The sequence below is a fragment of the Micromonospora sp. GCM10011541 genome, assembly GCF_042650725.1.
Lineage (GTDB): Bacteria > Actinomycetota > Actinomycetes > Mycobacteriales > Micromonosporaceae > Micromonospora > Micromonospora sicca.
In genome coordinates, this window is sequence record NZ_JBHSBP010000103.1 from 1 (window position 1) to 22,928 (window position 22,928).

General features: G+C 68.4%; 15 protein-coding genes and 2 pseudogenes. 15 read left to right on the plus strand and 2 right to left on the minus strand.

Going from position 1 to position 22,928, the window contains the following annotated elements; translation table 11 throughout:
• Positions 1–384: 384 nt before the first annotated feature.
• Positions 385–1,251 (minus strand): trypsin-like peptidase domain-containing protein, encoded by an 867-nt coding sequence (locus ACFOYX_RS34235; RefSeq protein WP_322444130.1) that lies wholly within the window; start codon positions 1,249–1,251, stop codon positions 385–387.
• Between the two features lie 689 nt (positions 1,252–1,940).
• On the opposite strand from ACFOYX_RS34235, the gene ACFOYX_RS34240 reads away from it, so the two are divergent.
• The 14 genes and pseudogenes from ACFOYX_RS34240 to ACFOYX_RS34305 all read left to right on the plus strand — a co-directional run bounded on the left by ACFOYX_RS34240 (position 1,941) and on the right by ACFOYX_RS34305 (position 21,535).
• Entirely contained in the window at positions 1,941–2,558 is a 618-nt protein-coding gene (locus ACFOYX_RS34240) for a papain-like cysteine protease family protein (RefSeq protein WP_322444129.1), read from the plus strand.
• A 228-nt stretch (positions 2,559–2,786) separates the two neighbouring features.
• Entirely contained in the window at positions 2,787–3,359 is a 573-nt protein-coding gene (locus ACFOYX_RS34245) for a hypothetical protein (RefSeq protein ID WP_322443816.1), read from the plus strand.
• Between the two features lie 327 nt (positions 3,360–3,686).
• Positions 3,687–3,863, plus strand: a pseudogene (locus ACFOYX_RS34250) (IS3 family transposase); the annotation flags it as partial.
• Between the two features lie 353 nt (positions 3,864–4,216).
• On the plus strand, positions 4,217–7,021 hold the full coding sequence (locus ACFOYX_RS34255; protein ID WP_322443817.1) for a hypothetical protein: 2,805 nt from the start codon (positions 4,217–4,219) through the stop codon (positions 7,019–7,021).
• Entirely contained in the window at positions 7,014–11,324 is a 4,311-nt protein-coding gene (locus ACFOYX_RS34260; protein ID WP_322443818.1) for a hypothetical protein, read from the plus strand. The genes ACFOYX_RS34255 and ACFOYX_RS34260 overlap by 8 nt, the downstream gene beginning before the upstream one ends.
• A gap of 85 nt (positions 11,325–11,409) precedes the next feature.
• Complete coding sequence (locus ACFOYX_RS34265) at positions 11,410–12,333, plus strand: hypothetical protein (protein ID WP_322443819.1); 924 nt, start codon at positions 11,410–11,412, stop codon at positions 12,331–12,333.
• A gap of 987 nt (positions 12,334–13,320) precedes the next feature.
• The gene (locus ACFOYX_RS34270; protein ID WP_109803111.1) at positions 13,321–13,665 is read left to right on the plus strand and encodes an NADH-quinone oxidoreductase subunit A; all 345 of its coding nucleotides are present in this window, start codon (positions 13,321–13,323) and stop codon (positions 13,663–13,665) included.
• The gene (locus ACFOYX_RS34275; RefSeq protein ID WP_322443820.1) at positions 13,656–14,969 is read left to right on the plus strand and encodes a hypothetical protein; all 1,314 of its coding nucleotides are present in this window, start codon (positions 13,656–13,658) and stop codon (positions 14,967–14,969) included. The genes ACFOYX_RS34270 and ACFOYX_RS34275 overlap by 10 nt, the downstream gene beginning before the upstream one ends.
• Positions 14,962–15,897 (plus strand): complex I subunit 1 family protein, encoded by a 936-nt coding sequence (locus ACFOYX_RS34280; RefSeq protein WP_322443821.1) that lies wholly within the window; start codon positions 14,962–14,964, stop codon positions 15,895–15,897. Before ACFOYX_RS34275 ends, ACFOYX_RS34280 begins: the two co-directional genes overlap by 8 nt.
• A gap of 3 nt (positions 15,898–15,900) precedes the next feature.
• Positions 15,901–16,464, plus strand: a complete 564-nt coding sequence (locus tag ACFOYX_RS34285; RefSeq protein WP_322443822.1) for an NADH-quinone oxidoreductase subunit J — start codon at positions 15,901–15,903, stop codon at positions 16,462–16,464.
• Complete coding sequence (locus ACFOYX_RS34290; protein WP_109803108.1) at positions 16,461–16,763, plus strand: NADH-quinone oxidoreductase subunit K; 303 nt, start codon at positions 16,461–16,463, stop codon at positions 16,761–16,763. Before ACFOYX_RS34285 ends, ACFOYX_RS34290 begins: the two co-directional genes overlap by 4 nt.
• Positions 16,760–18,619 carry a proton-conducting transporter membrane subunit gene (locus ACFOYX_RS34295; protein WP_322443824.1) on the plus strand — a complete coding sequence of 620 codons (1,860 nt, stop codon included), beginning with the start codon at positions 16,760–16,762 and terminating at the stop codon, positions 18,617–18,619. The genes ACFOYX_RS34290 and ACFOYX_RS34295 overlap by 4 nt, the downstream gene beginning before the upstream one ends.
• Positions 18,620–18,622: 3 nt before the next feature.
• Positions 18,623–20,113 (plus strand): NADH-quinone oxidoreductase subunit M, encoded by a 1,491-nt coding sequence (locus ACFOYX_RS34300; RefSeq protein ID WP_322443825.1) that lies wholly within the window; start codon positions 18,623–18,625, stop codon positions 20,111–20,113.
• A 15-nt stretch (positions 20,114–20,128) separates the two neighbouring features.
• Positions 20,129–21,535 (plus strand): NADH-quinone oxidoreductase subunit N, encoded by a 1,407-nt coding sequence (locus ACFOYX_RS34305; RefSeq protein WP_377534749.1) that lies wholly within the window; start codon positions 20,129–20,131, stop codon positions 21,533–21,535.
• A gap of 57 nt (positions 21,536–21,592) precedes the next feature.
• On the opposite strand, the pseudogene ACFOYX_RS34310 reads toward ACFOYX_RS34305, so the two are convergent.
• Positions 21,593–22,073 (minus strand): annotated as a pseudogene (locus ACFOYX_RS34310) (MerR family transcriptional regulator).
• Here ACFOYX_RS34310 and ACFOYX_RS34315 point away from each other — a divergent pair.
• The gene (locus ACFOYX_RS34315; protein ID WP_322443828.1) at positions 22,009–22,845 is read left to right on the plus strand and encodes a methyltransferase domain-containing protein; all 837 of its coding nucleotides are present in this window, start codon (positions 22,009–22,011) and stop codon (positions 22,843–22,845) included. The pseudogene ACFOYX_RS34310 and the gene ACFOYX_RS34315 overlap by 65 nt on opposite strands.
• Positions 22,846–22,928 lie beyond the last annotated feature (83 nt).

Below are 22,928 nucleotides of genomic sequence, written 5' to 3' on the forward strand. Positions count from 1 at the left end.
AGAGGGCATTTTCACGTTCACGACCCGCCACCACCGCCAGCCTTCGTGAAGGCGCGAGGCTAATGGAGCATGCGGTCGGAGGCTCGTGCGGAACAGTTCGCGCGGGTCTACGGCTGGCGTACCTTGGATTTACGGCGAGGCCCACAGCCTTCGCAGGTTTGTGGGGGAGCGTGCCAATTTTGCTCGCCCTCTCTTAGGCTGAGCCGGAATTGATAGATCTGGAGGAATGCCGACGAAAGTGCGCCTCGTCGGGAGTGGGGTGGCCTACTCGGCGAACGGACGCGGCCTCACCGGCCTGACGCGTAGTCCACTTGAGTGGGATGTGGGGTGACTCTGCGGCGGGCCCCAGATTCCGTCGGCATGACACTCGTCTAAATATATTTGTCAGGGGCTGACTTCGATGTCGATCTGAAGGGCATCCAGGACCGGACCGATCGTCGAAGCCAGACCGCGTGCCCTCAACGGCGTGCCGGCCGGGTCGCACTGTTCATCGTCCATCGCAAACAGCAGTCCGACCACTTCGCCGCTCAGATTGAGGATCACTGACCCGGAGTCGCCGTGCCAGCAGAACAGGCTGCCGAAGGGGAAAGTGTCGATGATCATTCCGATGATCATGCCTTCCGACAGATCCGGGATTACCGAGACCACAAGTCCGGAGGTGACGCCGGTTTGCGCGCCCCGCTTGGTTACCTGCTGCCAAAGAGTGACATCGGTCGTGCCGGCAACCGGACCGATGTCTGCGATCGCGGCGGAGACCGCCTGGCCCTCGCCGACGACCGCCACCGCGCAGTCGAGCCAGTCGTTCGTAGACACCCCTCGGTCGGAGGTGCCGACCACACGATGCCCGGTGATCAGGTCGGCCGGCTGGTGGACGTCGACGCCCGCGTCCGGCAATACGTGACAATTCGTGAGCATGAGCATCGCCCCGTCGGAGCGGTTCCGTGCCATGGCACCCAGGGTCCCGGCCTTAGAACGTAGATTGCCGTCGTCGTCCACAAATGCGGGACGGGAAATCTGGATGCCTCCGAGCAAAGGATCATGAGGCGAGGTGTCGGCGATCTCGGTGGGCCGGAATTGGACCACGTCCGTGCGGAAGCCTTCGAACTCGGCGGGGATGAGCTGATCGGCGGGCACCTGGTCGCGCGGAAGCTTTTCGGGGATGAGCACGATTAACGCCAGTTCATCCTGGTACTCGCCGCCGGTCTGCTTGATTCCGATCGCGAAGTCGAGTTTCTGCGGTATGACGTCCACGAGCGCGTCTCGTAGATGCCGAAGTGCGGCGTACGCCTCGGAGGGTATGTCGACAGGTTCGTTCGGAGGCATGTCCCCACCACCATTTCGCAACGCTGGCCATCTCGCCACCAGGCTATCGCCGCCCTGTGGAAGTCATCAGGCGATTGCCGGTGACCGCGAAGGGGTGCACGGGGGCCAGTCGTTGCCGCACCGTCGCCGGTACGAATCTGCTACGCACCTCCTGATGAGAGATAGGCTGTTCTGCTAGCGATCTTTGGTGGCTATAGGTTCTTCACACTTGGGTCAAGTTTCGAACAGCCTGGGCAGCACGCGGCTGAATCGACGCCGTTGCAGTGCATGGCCATGAACCGCTGCCGAAGGCAGCCCGCCGTAGCGGCGTCACGGAACTCGCACGCCACCACCGAAACACGCTGCCCCCTCCGCGCAGTGGTAGATGAGCGTGCTGCCCGCCCGCATCCGGTTCGCCCGTCCGCGGTCCGTTACGTGTAAGAGTCGATCTTCTGGCCAGGAATGCCGGTGGGGATACGCCCTCATCGATCTCCGGGCTGCTCGCACCCACCGCGACCAGCATGATCACGATGAAAGGGCTCAGTGAGGCGAACAGAAACATAACGAGACTTCCGCTGCCGACGGGCAGGTTCTGCGGAAACCGGTCGGCCGCATTCGAGCTTCGCTAAACTTCAAAGGTGCATCAGTCACTCATGGCCGGCAGCCCGAATCGAGTTCTGTCGAATCCCGCTTGTAAGGCGGGCTGCTTGCGAGAAAGTCTGATTCATCGATCGAAAATGGAGGCGAGCCTGATGGCAGGAGATGTCTTTCCATTCGTCATTCAGCAGCAAGAGCAGGACAATTGGTGCTGGGTCGCGACGACGGTGAGCGTGGCGGCGTTCTATGAACCGGGAAGCCTGTGGGAACAATGCTTTTGGGTCGACGACGCACTCGGCACGACGAACTGTTGCACGGCCGGCAGCACTCCGGCTTGCAACCAACCCTGGCCCGTCAGTAGCGGCCTGATTCGAGTGGGTCACCTTGATCGCATCGAGAGCGGAACGGCGACGGAGTTGGAACCGGAGATCGCTGCGAGGCGACCAGTGGTGACAGCGATCCTCTGGAGCGGCGGAGGGGGCCACGCTCCCTTGATCAACGGGTATGGCGATGTCGTCGTCAGCCTGAATCCATTCGTCCTGGAAAGGTACCTCTACGTTCAGGACCCGTTTTACGGATCATCATTTGTGTCCTACAATTCCTTCCGAATGGCCTACCAGGGCCTAGGGCGTTGGGTACGCACATACTATACGAAGTGACGGCGTCCATTGGGCGCGCAGGATCAAGCGCCTGGCGGAGATCGAGCTGACCTCAGGTCCGGCATGTGGTGGTGCATGTGCGCCCTCACGTTTCTGACGGTTCCTTGAGCATCGCGTACCAAAGCGCCAGAGCCCGGTCCTACGATTATTCACGAGGTGACAATGGCTATCCAGTATGCATCGGCTCCAGGGGACCCGCAGCGGATCGCGCCGACAGGCCTCCAGTACATGGCGAAGTTCGCGCAGGACACTGGAGTAGCTGAACTGACGGCGCTGCGCGCGGACGAAGCGGAGCTTTCGGCGCCCCACACAGTGCACCACGTCCGGCTTGACGATCTTGCTGCGCGCCGGCCGCTCGGCGACTCGGCAGTCACCGGCTGGCGGTACCTGGCCGTGGTCGGTTCGCGTGCGGTGGCGAGCAGTGAGGTCTCTGCCGGTGCTGACGGCCGACCAGCCGGGCTGGAGCAGGTCAACATGGGACCGTTCGTGCAGTCGACCGCCCTGGCGCTTCGGGACCTCGTCGAGGTTGCCGAAATCCAGCAGAATAGCTACGAACTGCACATGCTGAAGATCCCGGCGCTCTACGCCGTCGTCTTGTGGCTGTCCGAAATCAACGGTGACCGAGACCTCTTCGTTCCGCTCGCGCCGGCACCTGACTACCTGGAAGCAGGCCGCATCTATCGTGAGGAAGAGTTGCTGGACGCGTTCGAAGGCCCGGCGCGACGTCGCCTGGAATTCGACGACGAGTTGCTGCTCGAACCATACGGCGAGTCGCCGCCTGGGCCGTACGGCGCAGAGTGACTCCGCTGTATGAGCTATCGGCGTGCGGAGCGGTCTGGCGCTACGACGGCCCCGGCTTGCGCTCACGCCGGCCCGGACCACGACAGCGTGCATGCTCTGTACGGGAGCCGCCGCACCGGCGATGATCGCCAACGCCCATGAGGTGCGCGTGAAGAAGGGTGACGTGGAGCCGTTGGTGTAGTTGACGCCGTGCAGCGAAGCCTTGGTCACGACGTTCTCGCCCCACGCGAAGCAGTCGATCCGTGTCCCGTGGCATGAGAAGGGCATCCGGGCGTGCGGCAGCGACGAACTCGCGGCGGCGACCATCACCGAGCCGCTGTCGAAGGTGCGGTGCGCGACGACGAGCTCTGCGACGAGATTATGCGGGTGTTTGGCGACAACTACCGGGTCTACGGCGCGCGCAAGGTCTGGCGGCAGTTGCTGCGCGAGGACGTGCCGGTGCCCCGGTGCACGATCGAGCGGCTGATGCGACGGCTGGGCCTGCAGGGCGCGCGGCGGGCAAGATCGCCGCACGACCGCGTCCGACCCGGCCCAGGCCCGGCGTCAGCCACAACGCCGACTCGTCGTCCCACGACCAACGACCAACGGATGCACGGAGAAGGCCCATACCGGCCGTCATCCGGGATTTCGCCATAAGGCCCAAGTGCAGCGGTAGCCTCACAAACGGGGTGTTAAGGCACCCACGGGGCTTTGCGGGAGAAGTGACGAGGCCAGCGTTCCAGAGGGGTGGCGAGTTGACGCGGGTTCGAGTCGTCCGGGCTGAGGATCTCCTTGTCTGTGATTTGGAGCTTCTGCACATTGATGTGGTCGGGAGCCCTCCGTGCCGCACGTTGGTGCCGATCGCGGGTGGCGTTCCTATGATCGTCGTTCACCTGCCGCCGCAGCACGTGACCGAGATGGCGTTCCCGGACGGTGAGCGGCGCCATTCGGTCGTGGTGCCGTCGCGTGCCGCCGCCCACTCCCGGGTCGCGTTCCGCATCGACCCTCGCGCGTTGCCGGTCGCCTTTAAGTTGCCGGCGGTCCTCGAGCTGCTCGCCAACAGCACGCTCATGGTGCCGGCCAGCGCCGCGCGTCGACAGGAGCCGGCCGGCTGCTTTAACGTGGTGGCGCTCTTTCGGTACCTCTTCAACCCGCCTGCGTTGGCCGAGCCCGGTACGGCTGAGACGGCGATCGAACTGCCGTTCCGGCTAGTGCTGTCGCCTGAGGAGGAGGCCGGCTTCGAGCACATGAGCTCGCCGATTCGCGGGGCGGGCTCGACGCGGGTCGAGCTCTGGCACTCGCTGCTGCGCCCAGCGCCTGACCGCGGCGGGCAACGCCAGGTCCGCGCGATCTGGCTGCGCCAGGGCAACGGACCCGCCTGGGACCCCGGCAAGCCGGAGTGGACGAACCTCGATAAGGGCGACCACGAGCCGTTCCCATGCAACATAATGAGCCAGCGCGACCGTGCAGACATCGTGCACGTCTCCGGCAACCGCCGCTACGGCTTGCAGACCGGCACCGCATACCAGCCCGAGCCGATCGCCATCCGGCGACTCGCGCTGACTGCCCTCGGCGCGTGGCTCGACTCGCACGGGGACTGGAGCCCGCCACTGAGGCATACGAGCCTCGTCGAGTGGACGCATCGCGCGGCTCAGGGACGCGACGATTTCGTCCGGATCGTTCGCCTTGGCTTCCTCTATCCCTTCGGGCATCTGGCGGCCAAGTTGGAGGGCGGCGTGTCGGAGCGCAAGTTCGTCGACGGCGATCCGCCGCCTGGTGACCCGCCGCTCCTGCTCAAGCGCGAGATAGTCGTGGTGCTTCAGCCGGGCAAGTCGTTCCTGCCGGGGGCGGCGCCGAGCGGTCAGGCGCACACGATGCCGCTGCATGAGGTTCGCCTCCGCACGCTGGTGACCCCCGATTTGGAGCCTGGCGGCGATGGGTGTCTCATCTGCGAGAAGGCAACGTCCAAGCCGTTCCCGTTCATGCTCACCGGTACCGACGTCGAGGGCAACACAGTCGACCTCACGACGCCGCTGGTGTGGATTAGTGCCACGGAGGCGTGGAGCAGCACGACCATCAAGAAGGCGAGAACGGCGTACGGTGCGCCGCCGCTCGCTGCGGGCGGGGCGAACATCGCCTTCGCGCCGGGGCCGAACGGCGACACGACGTACTCGACAAAGTCCGTCTCATTCACGGCGCTGCCGCAGGATCCCATGCCGACGCCGTCCGGGCCGCCGTCCGACCATCAGCCCGGCTTTTGGCCCGAGCTCTCGATCGCCGAGGTCAGTGCGCCCGCGCTGCAGATCATCGCCGGCATGAGCGGCTCTGCTGAGTTCGAATACCACGACACCTACAAAGCCAATGGCCTTGGTGGAACGAATGTCAACGAGGTCATCGCGCAGCTGCGGTGTCCCGGAAAGCTCGCCCTCGACTTCAGCGACAAGGGCGACCGCGCGGGCGGCCTCATCCAGCCGAACATGAGCGTCGCGGGCCTCTCGCGCCGGCTCGGCCCCGTCGGCGGCGAGGTTGGAAAGATCGCCGAACTTGCTGCCGGGAAGTTTGATCCGAACGCCTTTTTCGCGGGGGTCCCGAGGCTGCCGAAACTGTTCGGCGTTTTCGAGCTTCAGCAGGTGCTTGGGATCATCGAGGGCACGCGGCCGAGTGACGTGCCGCGGATGGTCACCGAGCGCATCAACAACCAGCTCGTCGCCCGCCAGGTCTGGAACCCGGTCCTGGTCTGCTACCCGACGGAATTCCCGATCTTCGTGGTCGATCAGGCCACGAAGATGGAGATCGTCGCGACCTTCGACGCGCGCTCGTCGATCCCGAAGTCGGACGTCCGCTCGACGCTCACGGACTTCCGTATCCACCTCCTCGGCAAGCCGACGTTCCTGAAGATCGGCTTCGACAAGGTGACGTTCGCGATGTCGACCGGCAGTAAGCCGAACGTCGAGGTGAAGATGCGCGAGGTCGTCTTCGCGGGCCCGCTCTCGTTCGTAGAACGCCTCAAGGACCTCATCCCACTCGACGGCTTCAGCGACCCGCCGGCGATCGACGTCACGCCGGCGGGCGTGCGCTCGAACTACTCGCTCGCGCTCCCGGACGTCGCGGTCGGCGTCTTCGCGTTGCAGAACCTTGGCTTTGCCGCGGGCTTCGCGATCCCGTTCGTGAACGGGGCGCTGACGGTCAACTTCGCCTTCTGCAAGCGCGAGGAGCCGTTCCTGCTGACCGTGTCGCTGTTCGGCGGCGGGGGGTTCTTCAACCTCGCGATCGATCCCCAAGGTGTCCAGCAGCTCGAGGCGGCGATCGAGTTCGGCGCGAGCTGCGCGGTCAACCTCGGCGTCGCCCAAGGCGGCGTGCACGTGATGGCCGGCATCTACTTCAAGATCGAGAGCGAGCAGGGCTGCACCCTGACCGGCTACCTCCGCCTCGGTGGCAACATGTCCGTGCTCGGCTTGATTTCCGTCTCCGTCGAGCTGAATCTGAGCTTCACCTACAAGGAACCAGGCAAGGCGTACGGGCGGGCAGTCCTGACTGTCGAGATCGACATCTTCCTGTTCTCCCAGTCCGTGCAGATCGAGTGCGAGCGCCAGTTCGCGGGCAACGCGAACGACCCGGCGTTTGCAGAGCTCATGCCGCCGGGCCCGTGGCACGAGTACTGCGAGGCGTTCGCCTGTGCCTGAGCAGCAGGTCCTGTGGACTGTCCTCCCACGCGGTGCGGATGCGGCAACGCTTGAACTCGACGTGCTGGTCTCTCCGCGCCTGGGTGTTAACGCACCTCCCTGCTCCGAGTTCCGGCTCTCCGACTTCCCCGAGTTTGAGCACTGGACGCGCACCCTTGCCGACCACCTCACCTTCAAGGTCCAGTTCGCCGATGGAAGCCGGCACGACGCGGACGTCCGCCTTCTGTTTCCGCTCGACCACGACGCGTGGGACCACCTGTTCCGCGCGACCACGTTCGTCCGCCCGTGGTCGTTTCGGGACCTGTGCAAACGTCAGATCCATTCGTACTCGGTGCGCTTCATCACCGCGTATCTGCGGAAGCTGTACACGGATATCGGGCGCGGCTTCCCAACGCAGCCGCCGCCCCGAAGCGAGCTCGAGCCGTTGCGACAGACCGTCGGACCGGTTACCGACGTGCGAGTCAAGGAGGAGCGGGAACCGCCGCCGCGCGAGGACCGCGACATCCCGCTGCCCTCGGTCGAAATACCGCCCGACCCCACCCCGCTGCCACGGCCGCAGGGCTGTCTCGCCTGGCTCTGGCGGCCGCTGCGGTGGCTGTGTCGCCCGCTCCGTCCGCTGTGCCGCCTGCTCCCGCGCCCTCTGCGCTATGTCGTGCGCACCCTCCTACGGCTTCTGCGCGAGGCCGCGGAGCCGGACCCGGGGCCGCCGCCGGATCCGACGAAGCCGAAGGTCACCATGCCGCGGACCGTTCACCCCTCCCCGTACGTCACGAAGCCGCCGATCGGGCCGGCACCTGAGGGGCCGATGGAGAGACTCGAGCAGCGGATGGCCGCGGAGCTCGCGATCGCGCCGGAGCCGCACGGGCCGATCGCCAATGGGCTCAAGTGCCGCGACCTCACCTGCGACTTCGCGCGCGCCAAGCGCTTCCACGAGCGCCCCGAGAACGCCAACCCGCCCGCGTCCCAGCCGCCGCCCGACAAGCCGCGACTCGACTTCCACCAGGCGCTCGGCGCCCTCGGCGACTACCCCCAGATCATGCGCCGGCTCGGGCTCGTCGTGCGGCTGCGCGTGCCGAGACCGGCGACCGATCCCGGCACCGTGCGCGCGATCCCGATCTGGAACGGAGCGACGAGGGCCGGCGACATCGCGCCGCGCACCCGCTGCCAGCTGACCGGCGACAGCTTCACGGCGGCGCATGCGCCCGGCTCGGACTTCGCCAGCGGGATGCTCGACCTCAGCGGGGCGGGTGACCGGATCGAGACGGACGCGCCGAAGTTCGACGTCATCCAACTCGACTCGGACGGAGCGGCGATGAAAGCGATCCTCGCTGCGGCGACGCTGGAGCGCACCTGTCAGCTCGACGGCCTCGAGGTGTACGCGCTCGACCGGCCGCAGCGCGAGACGCTCCCGGCGCTTCGCTCGGCTGGCCTCGCGCTAGTGCGCGCCGACCGCGCCTGGCACGTGCACCGACATCTGGTCGATGCTGCGGAGAAGGCGAAGCCGAAGCCGGCGGACGCCCCGGGCGAGCCGGCTGAGCTGCCACAGGAGTTGTTCGCCGAGGACCTCGTACGTGGCTACCGGATCGAGGTGCGGCCCGACGGCGGCGACTGGCTCTCGCTCTGCAAGCGGTTCGGGACCTACGACCTTGTCGACGACGCCGGAAATCCGAGGCAATGGTGCCAGGTGATCGACCAGGGCTACGTCAAGCGGACGTCTGCGACGTCCTGCGACGACGAATCCTCGCCGCTGTACGTGCCCGAGGTGCTCGCGCGCTGGACCGGCTGGAGCCTCGTCGTGCCGCGGCCCGGACTTACCCTCGAGAGCCACGTCGGCGGGCCGCTGCCGCCGGAGCAGGACTTTGACGGCCCGGCGGCGCCGCGCAGCGAGACTGAAACTGAGTTCCGCCTCGTGACGAAATTCCACGCGTGCCCCGGCTCGCTGCCACGCCTGCGATTCGGCCACACATACACGCTACGGGCGATCGGCGTCGACCTGTGCGGCGAGCCGCTGGCGGCTGTTGAGGACTCGGCGTCGCAGTCGGACCCGATCACCTACCGGCGTTTCGAGCCGGCCGGGCCGTCTGCTCCGCTGGCGCTGCGGAAGTTCTGGCCGGGTGAGTCGCTCGAGCGGGTCGTGCTGCGCAGCGATGTCGACCGCGACAGCGCCACGTACGACCAGCAGGTCATGCAGGCGACGCCGCCGGACGCGGCAGCACACCGCACACGCCACTTCTTTCCGCCGAAGACCTCGCAGGACATGGCCGAGCTGCACGGAATGCTCGAATGCGCCTTCCGCGACACCAGCGGCTGGTTGGACCCGGACGCGGGCTACCGCATCTCGCTGCGCGAATCCGGAACATTCGCAAAGCCGACAATCCCGTTCGGCAAACCGTCCAACGTCGGCGAATACTGGATCAACACTGCCAACGAGACGCTGACCACGCCGTACCTGCCCGACCCGATCGTGGCCGGAACCGCGCTGCGCGGCCTGCCGGGACTGGTCGACCATGTCGCCGGCGACCCGCTGCCGGTGTGCCAGGTTCCCACAGGCGACCCCCCGACCAAGACGGAGCCGCTACTGCAGGTGCCATTCACCGGCAGGTGGCCCGACAGCGAGGGGTTCAGGCTCCGCATTGCCGAACCCACTGAATTCGAGCAGCCGCCCCAATGGGACGCCGACGATCGGTTACTGACCGTGTACATCCCCAAGGGCGAGCAGTCCCATGTGCGGTACAGCTCCTACCTGGTGCCCACGGCCCTCAAGAGCCACGCCATCTGGGACTGGCTGGACGACGAGAATCCGTCGTCTCTCCTACGGAGCTGGGCCGAGGCGGGCGCGCACTGGATGATCACGCCGCCCAGAACCCTCGTGCTCGTGCACGCCGTGCAACACCCGGTAAAGCCGGCGCGGTTCACGGCGCTGAAGGCATGCCGCACGCACATCGGGCAGACCACCGCCTGCCTTCAGGACGGCGTGATCGAGCTGCACGTACCGAGCACCGGCCGCATCGAAGTCATCGGGCGCTGGGAAGAGCTCATAGAAGACAAGGACAAGGGCTGCCGCAAGGAGAAGCGCTGTTCGGTCGCGGTCGACTACACCGTGGACGACGGCTGGAAGTCCGGCATGACATTCCCGCCGGCGGCGCCCAACCTCCGCAAGTTCCACGAGTTCGGCGACACTCGCCACCGCAAGGTCAAATACCTGGTGTGCGCGACGTCCGCCTATCGCGAGTACCTGCCCGACAACATCAACGTCGACGACCTCACGACGACCACGCCACCAGGCGATGAGTTCGAGGTGAGCGTTCTCAACTCCGCACGGCCGATCGCCCCTACCGTTCTTTTTGCGGTGCCGACGTTCAACTGGCCGACGACGCCGCCGGGCCCAGGCTGGGCGACGCACACCCAGCGGCGCGGCGGCGGCGGACTGCGCGTCTACCTGGATCAACCGTGGTGCCAGTCCGGCGCGGGGGAGCTGCTCGGGCTTGTGCTGCAAGGAGACGACCCGCTGCCGGACGCCCTCTGCTCACGCTACGGGCTTGACGCCAACTGGTGTTGCACACCGCGGCCTCCGCAAGCCGTACCGCTCGAGCCGAGACACTTCCCAAGCTGCATCCGGGCCGAGGAGGTGACGCTCGACGAGGACGAACTGTGTGCCCTCGCCGTCGGCTTCCAGCCCGAGTGGGACGACCGGCGCAAGGTGTGGTTCTGCGACATCGAGCTCGACGTCGAGGCGCTGCCGTGGAACTACTGGCCGTTCCTGCGGCTCGCCTTTGTGCGCTTCCAACCAGAGTCGCTGCAGGACGCGATGGTGTCAAAGGTCGTGCTCGGCGAGTTCGTACAGGTCGCCCCCGAACGCACGCTCAGCCTGGCTTGGCAGGGCGACAAACGGCACATCATCGTCGCGCTACGCGGACGCGCGCCCGCAATCACTCGGCCAGACCCGGAGGGAGCCAGCTGCGATCTACACGAACCGAGGGGCGGACCGTACGCCCCCCGGGTGGCGCTTCGGGTGCAGAGCATCACCGTACCGACCGGCTCGGACCCCGACGAGTTCGACTGGGAGCACACGAGCGGCCATCCAGCCGAGATCGACGCGCCAGCGTTCTTCGGGTTAATCCAGCCGACCGACCCCTACTGCGACGGGAACCTCCTCTGGGAACAGGTCGTCGAACTCCCCGTCGACCGCGACGCCCGGCGTATGCGCCTCGAGGTCGCCGAGTACGAGCTGATCCTCAGCGACCGCGAGTTCGGCCGCGGGCAAACGCGCATTACGTACGCGGCGCATGTGCCGCTGGGCTGAGCCCCGGGCCGGGCAGACCCCCAGCGAAGCTGTTGCCGAGAAACCTCGATCCAGACACCTAGGTGCTCGAGCTGAGGAGGCCGCAATGCTGTTTCCCAATCCGTTCCCGAACCTGCTCACACCAGGCCCGGCGATGCGTGTGGCGCTGACGGCGGCGCTGGCCCAGACCGGGTTAACCTTCCCGGCCGAGCGGGTACACCTCGACACGGCCATCTCGATCGCTGCGGTCATCAACCCGACCAGCACCTCGCCGAGGTTCGCCTACGCCGGCTTCCGCGACACCGAGATGCACTTCTCCGGCAGCCTGCTCAAGGCCGCCGCCATGTTCGCCGCCTTCCAACTACGGCAAAGTGCGTCGCAGCACGTTCTCACCGCCGGTGACTGCACCCCCAGCGGCGTCTTCAACGACCTGAAGAGCGCCTTCAACCAGAACATCAAGAACGCTGCACCACGGTTCCAGACCGAGCCCGGCATCACCGAGAACATGCGCGTACCCAAGTACCCCACCATCTTTGGGCCGCCGGAGGAACTCGCCAGCGGCGGATGCCTGATTTCCTTCAGCCAGGTCTTCGCCGCCAACATGCGTGGCATGACCGTGCCCAGCCACAACCCGGAGACCTCAGCGTGCATTCAGGCACTCGGCTACAGCTGGATCAACGGGCTGCTGGCCAAGACCGGCCTGTTCAACCCGAGCACGAATACGGGCATCTGGCTGGCGGGTACTTTCACCGGGGCCTTCCCCGCCGTCCGGGTGCCCTCCATGAACGACGGCCCATCCGCCCAGTCCACCACCACCGTAGACATGGCCCGGCTCTTCGCGCTCATCGTCGAGGGCTCCATACTCGACTCTCACAGCATCGACGGCATCGCCTCCGACATGCGCCAACTGCTGGCCGACGCCCAGTCCGCGGGGGACTCCTCCTGGATGACCACCGGCGCACGGCAGCACATCAATGGGCTCGGCGCGGGATTCACATCACCCACAGCAAGATCGGCCTGGGCGGCCTGAATGCCGGAGGGGAGGTTGCCTCCGAGGCCACCGTCCTCACCCACAACGGCACCGGCCAGCAGTTCGTCGTCGTATGGCAGAACCTCCGGAACACGGTCCAGCACCACAACGCCATGGCGTTCCTGATCCGCCGCACCATGCTGAACTTCCTCAGCATCCCCTGATACCCGTAGTTCCGGTCAGCTATCGGCTACCGCTCTGAGGCGAGTGCTGGTGAGGGTGAGCGAAAACGTGAAGTCATTCGTCGACGATCACCATCCACAGCGACAAGTCTCGTGAGAACCTTCCGATGACCGCCCTCGGAGGACGGATTTCGGGTTACGAGCGCCTGTCAGCTGACCCCGGAGAGCGCTACCCGGTAGCCCCGGTCGCCTTGACCCGACCGGAACCCGGGAAATGCTTCAGTACCGTCTTCACACCGGCGGCCCGGTGAACCTGGGTCTCCTCGGTCGCGTTGCTGACGCCAGCACTGGGCTGCGTAGCCGCTCCCACGCATACGCCACACCCAGATCGGCGCACCGCATCCAGCTGCCGACGACCAGCCCCGCGCGTCAGCGCCGATCAGCATTGATGTCCGCACGCTGCTCACCAGGAGGGCCCAGGCCTCGGCCATACTCCTGCCGGCTGAGTCCTCTGGAGTCGATGCAGTCCCCGCCGAGCCACCACCGCACAGCGACAGTTGCGGCGATGACTCATGGGCCGCCGAGCCGGGTGCGGCAGGTTCGGTCGGGCTGCTGCTGGCCGACATGGCGGTACGCCGGACGTAGCCGCACGCCTCCGTCCGCCCCCACTGACACGGACACCCTCGCGCCGGAGCCATGACTCGTGGCTGTGTGGCCCCTGGTGCTTTGATCGCCGTCCCGCGTTGTCTCGCGGGTGCACCTCTGGGCCATGGCATCTGTGGTGCCCACCCGAAGCTTCGTGCTGGTATGCGCCCGGCGACCGGTTCCGGACGGGCAGACTCGTAACGACCCTGAAGGAGGCGACATGTATGCAGGAGCCGCAGCGATGGCGCTGGTCGCTTCGGTCTTCGTTGCCGGGCTGTACGGCCTGCACCGTCTGGTCGCCCTCGCGCCCGACGCGCTCAGGGTCCTGCCGTTTCAGTCCGGCTGGGGGCCCGAGGAACACGCGCTGTCCCGGTACCACGTCCGGTGGTACCTCGCGACGCTGCTCTTCCTCGCCTTCGACGTGGAAATGCTGTTCATGTACCCGTGGGCGGTCGTCGTCGCTGAGGTGGGGGTCACGGCGATCGTCGAGATGTTCCTGTTCCTCGGTGCGGTCTTCGTTGCGGTGCTGTGGGCGTGGCGGGAGGGGGCCCTGCGGTGGGTCTGAGTCACGTTCTTGCCAAGTATGCGGTCGATCAGGCGCACGTCCTTGTGGTCGAGGTGCCGGGGCACTGGCTGACGCGTGTCGCGGCGGAGCAGCACATCCGCGAGCGAGGTTGGCTGCCCGTGTCCACGCCCGCCAACGCGGACGTGCTGGCAGTGTGTGGCACCTCCGGCTCGGAGATGGCGGCGGTGGTCGCGCGACTGTGGGACGAGATGCCCGGGCCACGCGCCCGAGTCGAGATCGATGCCCCGCACCTCGCGGCGGCGGCGTTCGACAGGGCTAAGGCCGAGCTTCTCGATGTGGGCCGGCAGCAGGACGACAGTCGCAGCCGGTCCGCCATTCCAGACGACGAGCCGCACCGTGACGAGCACCGGGAGGTGCGCCTCGGCGACCATCACCACGGCGACCACGGCGGCCACGCCGGCGATCGCGAGGGGGGCGACACCGATCAGGTCGGTCACGCTCAGCACGCCGGCATGAACCACCACGAGCACGGCGGCCACGGCGCGCATGACGACCACGGCGGGATGGAGCACCACGAGCACGGCGGCCAGGGTGGAATGGGCCACGGCGGGATGGAGCACGGCGGCCACGGTGGGATGGACCACGGCGCGATGGACATGACGCCGGCCGGGATACCGCTCGCGCAGGGAGGCGACGACCGTGACGGCCTGGAGATGGACGTCCTGCACCTTCGGATGGGCCCGGTTCTGCCGCATTGGCCGGCGGGCCTTGTCCTACGCTGCTCGTTGCAGGGCGACCTCATCGTCGACGCCGAGGTCACCGTGGTCGACGCCCGCGCCCCCTCCGACCAGGGTGACGTGAGCTACCCCGACGTACGGCACCGCGCGGCGCGTCGCTGCGACAACGCAGCGGGACTGCTCGCCCTTGCGGGATGGGACGACGCGGCCAGCCACGCCCGGCGTCTGCGCGACTTGCTGCTGACCGACCGAGGCGCGGGGAAGGCGGCCGAGGATCTCGACCGGCTGCGTCACCACATCAAGCGCGCGTGGCTGCTGCGCTGGTCGCTGCGAGGAGTCGGGCTCCTTACCGAGGCCGACCTTGCGCGCCTGGGTCTTCCCGGCCAGCTACGAGGAGACACCTACGACCGACTGCTGTCCATGATCGAGCGGGTGGCCGATGACATTGCCGGCTCCGACGGCGGGAGCAGCGGTGCCAGCGAGCCGGTGTTGATCGTCAAGGTCTGCGACGTGGTGCGTGGGCTGGACGTCGCCACCGCGCGGCTGGTCGTCGCGAGCCTTGACCTCGATCCGCTGCCGGCGGCGAGCGAGGTGGCGCATGCCTGACACGGTCACTACGGTCCCCGCCGGATGGGCACTGGGTGCGGCTGCCATCTTGGGCCTACTCGCGGTCTTCGCCGCTGTGCTTGACGGGGTCTTCACGGCGCGGGCCGCGGGCGCAGGGCCGTCCGGGCTGACACGACCGTTGGGGGAGATGGCTCGGCTCATGCGGCAGCGGCGCAGGACCACGGTCGCCGCTGACACGCTGCTGTGGCGGATCGGCAGTTCCGGTCTGCTCTTCATGGCGCTGATGATCGTGACGGTGGTGCCGCTGGGGGAGTGGACGCTGTTCGACCTCGACGTCGGGGTGATGTGGTTCAACGCGATGGATGTCCTGGCGTGGGCTTTCGTGTGGCTGACGGGGTGGGGCGCCAATTCCGTGCACTCGCTGGTCGGCGGCTACCGCTTCCTGGCGCACGGGCTGGCGTACGAACTCCCGCTGATGTTCGCGCTGGTAGCGCCCGCGGTTGCCGCGTCGAGCCTGAACGTCGGGACGGTCGCGGCCGCGCAGGTGGACCTGTGGTTCGTGGTATGGATGCCTGTCGCGTTCCTGGTCTACTGCACCGGAGTCGTCGCGATCGCGGTCTGGGGACCGTTCACGCCGGCGCTGGGATCCGACATCGCCGGTGGCGTCACGGCGGAGTTGTCGGGGGTCGACCGGCTGGTTTTCCAGGGCGGACGGTACGCACTGCTGGCCGCGGGGGCGGCGTTCGCCGTGCCGATGTTCCTCGGCGGTGGGGCCGGCCCGCTGCTGCCCGACTGGGCCTGGGTGCTGGTGAAGACGGTCGCCCTGCTCGCGGTGTTCGTGTGGCTGCGCCGCCGGCTGCCCGCGTTCCGACCGGACCTGTTCATGGAGGTCGGCTGGCTGGTACTGCTGCCCGCGGTGCTCGTGCAGGACCTGCTCGTCGCTGTCGTCGCGGTCTGGAGGACGTGACCCATGATCACTCACATCTCGTTCTGGGCCCTCGCCGTCGTGGCTGTGCTCGCCGGCGCCGCGGTCTTCTATGTCAACTCGATGGCCCGGGCCAGCTACGCCCTTGCGGTGTCGTTCATCGCGGTGGGCGTGCAGGTGCTGCTGCTGCAGCAGAACTACGTCGGCGTCGTGACGATCCTGATGATGGTGATGGAGATGGCCGTGATGGCCGTCTACATGGTCATGTTCATGGGCATGAACCCGGCGCTGATGCCGATGAGCATGGTGCACGACAAGCGGCACGCCCTGGCCGCCGCCGTCGGTTCCTTCGTGCTCCTGGCCGCCGGGGCCGTGCTCATTCCCTGGCCGGCCCGCCGTGGTAAACCGCCCGCCGGCGTGACGGTGGCGCTGGGTGAGGAGTTGATGGGTCCGAAGATGCTGGTCATGGGGGTGGTCGGCGCGGTCATGGCGGCCACGATCGTCGCCGGAGTGGTGCTGGCCGCGCACCGCACCCGCTACGACCGGTTCGGCGATGACCTTCGCCGCCGACCGGCGAAGGACCCGCAACCGGGAGGCGTCGGCCGATGACCCTCCAGACGGTTCTGCTGGTGGCCGCGGCACTGTTCAGCGTCGGGCTGTACGGGGCGCTGTCCCAGCAGGTCGTGGTGATGGTGATGATGGGGCTGGAGCTGATGCTCAACGGGCTCATCCTGGCCGCCGCGGGCTTCTGGTGGTTCCTCGCCCCGGACCCCTCCGGGCAGGTGCTGCTGCTCGTGATCATCGTCGCGATGACGGTGGAGATGGCGATGGGCTTCGCCGTGGCCACCCACCTGCATCGGGTACGGCGGGTGGACATGACCGACATGGCGGCGGACCTCAACGGATGAGTGGCTTCGCCCAGGCCTCGCTCTGGTTGCTGGTGATCCTGCCGGCGGCGGTCGGCGGTCTGCTCGCCCTCACCCGGCGGGCGGACCGGATCGTCGTAGCGGTCTCCCTGGGCGCAGCCGCGCTCACCCTGGCGCTGTCGGCGGTGGTGGCATTCCAGCGGCCGAGCGTGACGGTGCCGTTCATGGCCGGCGCCGACTTCGCGCTCACCGTCGACGGCCTGGCCGCCCTGCTCGTGCCCACTGTCGCGGCGGTGACCCTGCTGGTGCTGGTCTTCGCGGCTGGGGAGATCCAGCGGGCGCGGGCCCGGTTCCACGGCCTGATGCTGCTGTTCGCCTCCTCCGCCGCGCTCACCGCGACCGCGACGACGCTACCCACGCTGCTGTTCGCTTGGGAGATCATGGGTGCGGCCTCGTACGCGCTCATCGGCTTCTGGTGGCGCGACGACGACCGCATGTCGGCCGGTCTGAGCGCGTTCGTCACCACCCGCACCGCAGATCTGGGCCTCTACCTCGCTGCGGCCGCCGCGCTCGCCGGCCGGGCGGGCCTGGCCCTGGCTGACCTGCCCGGCGGCAGCATGGGGTGGCGACACGTGATCGCCGCCGGAATCCTGGTCGCCGCGCTCGGTAAGGCCGCGCAACTGCCGTTCTCGTTCTGGCTGTCCCGGGCGATGGCCGGTCCCAGCCCGGTCAGCGCCCTGCTGCATTCCGCGGCGATGGTCGCCATGGGCGGCTACCTGCTGCTGCGGGTGGAGCCGTTGCTGGTCTCGACCGGCTGGGCGGGAACGGTGACCAGCTGGCTGGGTGCCACGACGGCCCTGCTGTTGGGCGCCGTCGCGGTCGCCCAGCGGGACCTCAAGCAGTTGCTGGCGGCCTCCACCGCCGCGCAGCTGGGGTTCGTGGTGATGGCCGCCGGGGCCGGTACGGTCGCCGGCGGCGCCATACACCTGGTGACGCACGCCGCCACCAAGGCGCTGCTGTTCCTCGCCGCCGGGGCGTGGCTGACCGCCCTCGGCACCCAGCGGCTCGCCGGCCTGTCCGGCGTCGCTCGGCGCTGGCCGTTGGTCGGCTGGTCGGCCACCGTCGGCGCGCTCGCCCTCGCCGGCGTCGCGCCGCTGTCGCTCTGGGCGACCAAGGACGCCGTCCTCGCCGCCGCCCTGGCGCAGTCCCCATGGCTCTACGCCGTCGGCCTGGTCGCCTCCGCCCTGTCCGCCGCCTACGCCGGGAAGATCCTGATCGTGATGTGGCGGCGGGTGCCCGCCGACCGGCGGGCCGACTTCGAGGCCCACCACGAGGAGGAGCAGGGCATCGGCGGCGTGAACCTGTTCCAGCAGTTGCCCGTGGTCGTGCTCGCGGTGGCCGCCGCCGTACTCGGGGTCCTCGCCCTCCCGCCGGTCGACGGCCTGCTGGCCCGAGCGGTGGCAACGGGGGAGGCGCCCCGGGCCGCTCCGCTTGAACTCGGTGTGTCCGCGGCCATCGCGCTGGTCATCGTCCTGGCCGTGGCCCGCAGGCGAGTCCCCGAGCCGCAGTGGGCGCTGCGCTGGCTCGGACTGGAGAGCGCGGCAGGGCTGCTCGTCGTACGCCCTACTCTGTGGCTCGCCGACGCCCTGGCCCGCTTCGACGACCGGGTGCTGGACCGGGGCGTCGAGCGGGTCGCGGCCGCGACCCTGCGGGTGGCGGACCGGTCCGCCCGCGCCGACGACCGGTGGCTGGACGGTGCCGTGGAGCGGTTCGCCGGCTGGACGCGCCGGCTGGGTCAGCTCGCGCGCCGGCCGCAGACCGGCCAACTGCATCAGTACTACCTGCAGGCCGTCGTGGTGGTCGTGGTCGGCGTCCTCCTACTCGTCGCGTTGAGGTGAGGCGTGCTCAGTCTGATCGTCTTCGTGCCCCTCGCCGCCGCACTGGCGCTGGTCGGCCTGCCCCGGCTCCGCGATGCGCCGGCGCGTTGGGCCTGGGTGGCGGTGGCGGCCGTCGACCTCGCGCTCGTGATCGTCGTGTGGGTTAGGTACGAGAAACCCGTTCCCGGCGGGCTCGCCTTCGAGGAGCGGGCCGCCTGGATCCCGGGTGTGAACAGCAGCTACCACCTGGGGGTCGACGGGTTCTCGCTGCCGCTGGTCGCGATGACCGCGGTGATCTTCCTGGCCTGCGCCGTGTACGCGCTGCGGGAGCGGCACCGGCCCCGGGCCCATGCGGCGCTGTTCCTGTTCCTGCAGAGCGTCAGCCTCGGCCTGTTCGTGGCCGCCGACCTGATCCTGTTCTTCGTCTTCTTCGATTTGTCCCTCGTCGGCATGTACTTCGTGATCGCCGGATGGGGTCACGGCAACCGTGGGCACTCGGCGATGAAGTTCTTTCTCTACACCTTCCTCGGCTCCCTGGCCCTGCTCGTCGGCTTCATCGGCCTCTACGTCGCCGCCGAACCTCACACCTTCGACATGCCCGCGCTCGCCGCCGCCACCCCGTTGGCCGGCCGGCCTCTCGCTGGTGGGTTGGTGCTCGCCGCGATCCTGGTCGGCCTGGCGGTGAAGACCCCGACCGTGCCGTTCCACACCTGGCTGCCGCCCGCGCACACCGACGCGCCCGCCGTCGGCTCGGCGGTGCTGGCCGGGGTGCTGCTGAAGATGGGCACCTACGGCTTCGTCCGCATCGCCATGCCGATGCTGCCGCAGGCCTGGCGGGCCTGGGCGTGGGTCGTCATCGTCGTCGGCGTGGTGTCGGTCATCTACGGCGCGCTCGTCGCGCTGGCCCAGACCAATGTCAAACGCATGATCGCCTACACGTCGGTCAACCACATGGGCTACATCGCGCTCGCGGTCGGCGCCGCCGGGCTGGTCGCCGCCGACACCGCCCAGGCTCGGACCGTGGCGGTCACCGGGGCGGTCACCCAGATGGTCAGCCACGGCCTGATCACCGGGGCGCTGTTCCTCCTCGCCGGCGTCCTGCGTGACCGCGTCGGCACCTATGACATGGGTGCCTACGGCGGGCTCGCCGCGCCCGCACCGGCGTTCGCCACGCTCTTCGCCGTCGGCGCTTTCGCGTCCCTGGGCCTGCCCGCGTTCGCCGGGTTCATCGCCGAGTTCCAGATCTTCACCGGCAGCGTCGCCGTCGCCCCCGTCACCGCGGTCGCGCTGGTCGGCATCCTCGTGACCGCCGCGCTGTTCCTGCGGGCGTTGCAACGGGTCTTCACCGGCGAAACCCGAGGGAGCTCGATCGGATTCACCGACCTGCGCCCGAGCGAGATCTGGTCGGCCGGGCCCCTGCTGCTGCTCTCCCTCGCCATCGGCATCCTGCCCCGACCGCTACTCGACGTCATCGAGCCGGCCTCCGCCGCCGCCGTCGATCTCGTCGGCAGGTGACCGGTGGACGCCGAGATGGGGATGCGGCCCCTGCTCCTGCTACCCGAGATGCTGCTGCTCGTCGGTGGCCTCGGCGCGCTGATCGGCGGCTCGTTCGTCCCTCGGCAGCGACAGTGGCTGATCCGGGTCCTCACCGCCGTCGTCCTCGTCGCCGCCATGGCCGCCGCCGCGGTCCAGCTTGGTGGGCCGGTGCAGCGTGCGTTCGAGGGCACCTACGCCGTCGACACCGCCACCGGCGTCGCCCGGATCCTCGCCGCGTTCGGAACACTGCTCGTCCTGACCCTCGCTGCGGATGAGATCGCGGCGTCGGCGCGGGAAAGCGAGACCTACGCGCTGCTCCTGTTCGTCACCACCGGGACGGTGGTCCTCGCGGGCGCGGACGACCTGCTCGTCCTCGCCGTCGGGTTCCTGCTGGCCACCATCCCGCTCTACGGGCTGATCGGCCTGGTGAACACCGCCAGCGGTGCGGAAGCCGCGATGAAGACCTACCTGATGGGTGCGCTGTTCGGCATCCTCCTGCTGCTCGGCGTGACCATCCTGTCGGGAGTCGCCGGCACGACCAGGTACGAGGACCTGACGGACCGACTTACCCAGGCGCCAGCGGTGGCCGTCGCAGCGGCGACCGTCGGCGTCGTTGCGGGGCTGATGTTCAAAGCCGGCGGCGTACCGGCTCATTTCTGGGTGCCGGACGCCGCGCAGGGTGCCGGCGGCACCGTGGCGACTTTCCTGACCACGGTGCCCAAGATCGGCGCTCTGATCGCGGTGTACCGGTTCGTCCTGGTGCTTCCCCGCACCACGTCGTGGGCGCTGCTGGTGGCGATCTTCGCGGTCGCCAGCATGACCCTGGGCAACCTGGCCGCCTACTGGCAGAACGATCCACGACGCCTGCTCGGCTGGTCGACCGTGAGCCAGGTCGGCTTTCTCCTCGTACCCGTGGCGGTGGCCGGACGCAGCGACCTCGCGTTGCCGTCGCTGCTGGTCTACCTCGCCGGCTACACGGTGACCAACATCGCCGCGTTCGCGGTCACGGCCGCACTGCCCGAGCACCGGGAGCTCACCGCCTACGGGGGCCTGGCCCGGCGGCGGCCCTGGTTGGCCGCAGCGCTGCTGGTGGCGCTGCTCGGCCTGGTGGGCACCCCACCCACCGCGGTGTTCGTCGGCAAGCTGACCACCGCGACCGCCGCCTGGGACGGCGACTACGCGTGGCTCGCTGTCGTCGCCTTCGTCAACACTGTGCTCAGCCTGTTCTACTACCTGCGCTGGATCGTGCCGGCCTACCGCACCGCCGACGCCGACATGGTGGCTACGGAGCAGGTCAGCCCTCGACGGTGGTCCGCGCGCACCGCCGTCATCGCGGCCGCACTCAGCCTCGCCGCGGGTCTCGCGGCGGGTCCGCTCTGGCAGCTGGCCAGCCAGCAGTAGGAACTGGAAGCTGGCGTCGTCACCCGTCAGACATTCGAGGGCGCGGGCTGGGCCGGACTACGCCGTGCAGGCGTGGTGCAGTCCTGGCTCGCCAACGGAAGCGGGAGCGCCGGCCAGGGCGGCCAAAGTTGAGCGGAAGGCCGGACAGCGGGTGAAGTCGTCATGCTCGCAAGTCAACGCCGCGTCGATCAGTCGCAACGAGGCCTGCGACTGGGCGATCCGCTGGGCGAGGTCGATGCGGTGCCGGCGCATGCGGTCCTGTCTGGTCGCGCCGTCGGCCTCGATGATCTCGCGTACGTCGTCGAGCCGGAACCCGGCTTCCTTCGCGCGGAGGATGGCGGCGATGCGGTGCAGATGGTCAAGCCCGTAGCGTCTGCGCCCGGCTGGGGGTCCGGTCAGGCACGAGCAGCCCGACGGACTCCCAGTGCCGCAGCACGTGGGTGGGCAGGCCGAACCGGCCGGCGGCCTCCCCGATGCTCATCCCCGACGCGCCGCCGCTTGACGTCATGTCGACATTAAGTCGCAGGCTGATCAGCATGTCAATGCAGCACAACACCGCCCAGCCGGCCTCCGGAACCGACCGCCTGATCCGGTTGCTCGACGCCGCCGACGCTCTCCCCGCTGCCGCCGCCCTACGCGCCCGCTCCTACGACCTGCTGCAGCTGACCGCGTCGTGCGCGGTGGTCGACGTCGGCTGCGGGACGGGCCGTGCGGTGGCGGAACTCGCCGCCCGGGGTATGCGACCGATCGGCGTCGACCGCGACGAACGGATGATCGCGGTCGCCCGCGCCCGGCTGCGCCAGGCAGATCTACGCCTCGGTGACGCCTACCAGCTGCCGCTGCCCGACGGATCGGTCAACGGGTACCGGGCGGACAAGGTCCTCCACGAACTGGACGACCCCTCGCGCGCCCTCGCCGAAGCGCGGCGGGTGCTCGCCCCCGGCAGCCGCATCGTCCTGATCGGCCAGGACTGGGACACCATCGTCATCGACTCCGACGACCCCGCCCTCACCCGGACCATCGTCCACGCCCGCGCCGACACCATTCCCGCGCCCCGAGCCGCCCGCCGATACCGCAACCTGCTGATGGAGGCCGGCTTCCTCCGGCCGGACGTGGAGGTCCGCACCGGTGTCTTCACCGACGCGGCGATGCTTCCCGTGCTCGCCGGGTTCGCCGATGCAGCGAGGACGACCGGCGCCGTGACCGGTGACCAGGCCGACGCGTGGGTTACCGACCAGCGGCGCCGAGCCGCGAATGATGGGCTGTTCCTGGCGCTTCCACTGTTCGTGGCCTCGGCACGCCGGCCGTGACCTACGTGCGGCGAGACGGCCAGGCCAAAGGCCCGGCCGACGGCCGCCGCAGTCAGCGGTCGGTGTGCTGGTCGCTTGGTGGC

Bases quoted from the DNA above. Each gene is read 5' to 3' on its own strand.
- ACFOYX_RS34245 (WP_322443816.1), top strand. From the start codon at position 2,787: ATGGCGAAGTTCGCGCAGGACACTGGAGTAGCTGAACTGACGGCGCTG.
- ACFOYX_RS34255 (WP_322443817.1), top strand. From the start codon at position 4,217: ATGATCGTCGTTCACCTGCCGCCGCAGCACGTGACCGAGATGGCGTTC.
- ACFOYX_RS34265 (WP_322443819.1), top strand. From the start codon at position 11,410: ATGCTGTTTCCCAATCCGTTCCCGAACCTGCTCACACCAGGCCCGGCG.
- ACFOYX_RS34270 (WP_109803111.1), top strand. From the start codon at position 13,321: ATGTATGCAGGAGCCGCAGCGATGGCGCTGGTCGCTTCGGTCTTCGTT.
- ACFOYX_RS34280 (WP_322443821.1), top strand. From the start codon at position 14,962: ATGCCTGACACGGTCACTACGGTCCCCGCCGGATGGGCACTGGGTGCG.
- ACFOYX_RS34285 (WP_322443822.1), top strand. From the start codon at position 15,901: ATGATCACTCACATCTCGTTCTGGGCCCTCGCCGTCGTGGCTGTGCTC.
- ACFOYX_RS34290 (WP_109803108.1), top strand. From the start codon at position 16,461: ATGACCCTCCAGACGGTTCTGCTGGTGGCCGCGGCACTGTTCAGCGTC.
- ACFOYX_RS34295 (WP_322443824.1), top strand. From the start codon at position 16,760: ATGAGTGGCTTCGCCCAGGCCTCGCTCTGGTTGCTGGTGATCCTGCCG.
- ACFOYX_RS34305 (WP_377534749.1), top strand. From the start codon at position 20,129: ATGGGGATGCGGCCCCTGCTCCTGCTACCCGAGATGCTGCTGCTCGTC.
- ACFOYX_RS34315 (WP_322443828.1), top strand. From the start codon at position 22,009: ATGCTCATCCCCGACGCGCCGCCGCTTGACGTCATGTCGACATTAAGT.